The 2642-nt window shown below is 65.2% G+C and carries 2 protein-coding genes and 1 pseudogene; 2 read left to right on the plus strand and 1 reads right to left on the minus strand.

Annotation, left to right across the window (positions count from 1 at the left end; genetic code table 11):
• Positions 1-738 (plus strand): annotated as a pseudogene (locus PF446_RS05405) (DNA primase); the annotation flags it as partial.
• A gap of 88 nt (positions 739-826) precedes the next feature.
• Positions 827-1465: a DedA family protein gene (locus PF446_RS05410; protein ID WP_298070225.1), complete on the plus strand. Its 639-nt coding sequence runs from the start codon at positions 827-829 to the stop codon at positions 1463-1465.
• 466 nt (positions 1466-1931) lie between these two features.
• Here PF446_RS05410 and PF446_RS05415 read toward each other — a convergent pair whose 3' ends face one another.
• A complete protein-coding gene (locus tag PF446_RS05415) occupies positions 1932-2423 on the minus strand; it encodes a DUF3617 family protein (protein ID WP_298070226.1) in 492 nt (163 codons plus the stop codon).
• Positions 2424-2642: the final 219 nt, after the last annotated feature.

A 2642-nucleotide genomic window follows, 5' to 3' on the forward strand; every position in this document is an offset into this window, starting at 1 on the left:
TTCCTGTTCCTGCCCGAGGGCGAAGACCCGGACACCATCGTGCAGAGCGAAGGCAAGGCCGGCTTCGAGGCGCGACTGAAAGGCGCCACGCCGCTGTCGGAATACTTTTTCGACACGCTCTCCCACGATATCGACCTGGCTTCCCTGGATGGCCGTGCGCGCCTGGCCGAACGCGCTCGTCCACTGGTCGCACGCCTGCCCGATGGCGCCTTTCGCGACCTGATGGCGCAGGAGCTGAAAAACCGCACCGGTACCGACACACGCTTCGAAAGCGCGCCCGCCCCTGCCGCCTCGCGACCTCTGCAGCAACGCGCCGTGCGGCGCACCCTGGTACGCAGCGCCATCGCCCTGCTGCTGGCCCGCCCTGCGCTGGCCGGGGAACTGGAGCCCCCCTATGCCTTCGCCGAGCTGGACAAGCCCGGCGTGACGCTGCTGGTTGAACTCATCGATGTTGCTCGCGCCCGTCCTGGCATCACCACCGGCGCCCTGCTGGAACACTTCGCCGAACGCCCTGAGGCCGAGGCGCTGCAGAAACTCGCCGTGGCCGAACCAGTCGGCGACGACGCCATGCAGCGCAGCGAATTCCTAGGCGCACTGGATCAGATGCAGCGTCAGGTCGACATGCAACGCATCGCCGCGCTGCAGGTGCGTCAGGTCGACGGCACGCTGGACGCCGAGGGCAAGGCCCAGTTGCGCGAACTGCTGAACGCCAAGTCCCGGGGCACTCCTGCTGCGTGAACGAGGCACAGCCCAGCACCTGTGCCGACAGGTCGATCCATGGGAAGATCGGCCCTGAATACGCTCGGACGCCTGCTGAATCGAATCGATGGACCTTCTCGCCCACCTGATCAACTACTTTGCCGAAAACGGCTACGTCGCCGTGCTGCTGGCACTACTGGTGTGCGGCGTGGGCGCCCCCATTCCAGAGGACCTCACCCTGGTCGCCGGCGGCGTGATCGCGGGCCTGGGGTACGCCAACGTCCACGTGATGTTCGCCGTGACCTTGTTCGGCGTGCTGCTGGGCGATGCCGGCATGTTCCTGGCAGGTCATCACTACGGGGTCCGGCTGCTGGACAAGCGCCCGGTCAAATGGCTGCTCACGCCCAGCCGCTACAGCGCCGTGCAGGAGCAATTCGAGCGCTACGGCAATCGCATGCTGTTCACCGCACGCTTTCTGCCCGGTATGCGCACGGCGGCCTTTGTCAGTGCCGGACTCACCCATCGTGTCTCGTTCGGTCGCTTCCTGCTGCTGGACGGCTCCGCCGCCCTCATCAGCGTGCCGGTCTGGGTGTACCTGGGCTACTTTGGTGCCAACAACCGTGAATGGCTGCTCACGTGGCTGCACCGTGGCCAGGCAGGCCTGTGGATCGCGCTGGGTCTGATCCTCGCTGGCGTCGGCATCTACTTCTGGCGGCGACACAAGCGCAAGCAGGCGCGCGACGAAACCGGGGACGAACCGGACTGACCCGTTGACAGCAACGCCCGCTCCGGTTAAGTGGGCCTTGCCCTGCTGCAGCCCCCATATCGCACCGCGGCGCCAACGGCCTGCGCCAACCGCAGGTCCTGGCTGCCGTTCAAGGGCCCGGTCCATTGGAGCGCCCAAGCCGTCGACGTTCCGCCAGTCCACAGATAGCGTGCCGATGCGGCCCCTGCAGGCATTGAAGCGGCGCCCATGTCGCGGTCGGTAAAGGTTGCCCTGGATGGATGCGGACTTTCGCCGAGGGATATCCTGCATGGATATCATGCAAAACCCTTTTTCACTCCCTCCATTGGTATTGGCTCTGCCGGATTCGCCGCAACCCTGGTTGTCTTGGGGGGCGACTTTCGCAAATGGCATACGCAGTGGTCTGGTCAGGCGTTGCGTGACGCATGACCGGAAGTGCGCAGGCCGAAGGCGACACACACACCTGTGGGCTTCCTGTACCTCAACCTCAATCCGCAGAACAGGCGCCCGTGCGGTGGCCGTCGATGTCGATGGTCATCTGCGTCGTGCGTGAGGACATACCTGGTACGTCCATGCGCTGCTCGACAGTGCCGTGGGCCTTGAAGGACCTGCCGCCGTTGCCCGGGTTCAGGGTGAAATCTTCCTTGATCGTGCTGGGGATCCCTTGGGCCGTGGTGGTGCAGGTCATGACGCTACGATATCCGGTCTTGTCATGACTGCGCGTGGGCACGCTGCAGGAGGCGTCGCCACTGGCGCTGTGCGGTTTCATGGCAGCTTCGCCCGCCTGCCCTTCCCGGGCACAGGTTTTCCAGCCATTGGTCGCCGTGCGGCCAGCCATGACGCCGGAAGTGAAGGTGATCACGGAATGGTAGGACCATTCGCCACCCTGCAGGTGCGCGAAAGGCGGGGTGTCAGCGCGCACGCAGAGCGCACCGGAAAGCAGAACCAGGGCAAGCGGGGCAATCAGGCGTTTGTTCATGGCAACGTTCCCCCTCCCGTATCGACGTGATCAATGCATGCCCGCATCGGTATCCAGCGGACGGTTCCGGAGTGATGATGCCACGAGTCGCCGCGCACCCACACATCGCCCCAGGCGCTGCGGGCAGCACCCATTTCGCGGTCACCCCATCGGAATCCGGTTGCGCAAGGCATCGGCATCGTACGGGCCGGGCGCCGCAATGAGTTCGCGTGCGGCATC

Source organism: Oleiagrimonas sp. (assembly GCF_027858935.1).
GTDB lineage: Bacteria > Pseudomonadota > Gammaproteobacteria > Xanthomonadales > Rhodanobacteraceae > Oleiagrimonas.

What these genes read in the sequence shown, in the direction of transcription:
- PF446_RS05410 (WP_298070225.1), top strand. Translation starts at nt 827, where the DNA reads ATGGACCTTCTCGCCCACCTGATCAACTACTTTGCCGAAAACGGCTAC.
- PF446_RS05415 (WP_298070226.1), bottom strand. Translation starts at nt 2,423, where the DNA reads ATGAACAAACGCCTGATTGCCCCGCTTGCCCTGGTTCTGCTTTCCGGT.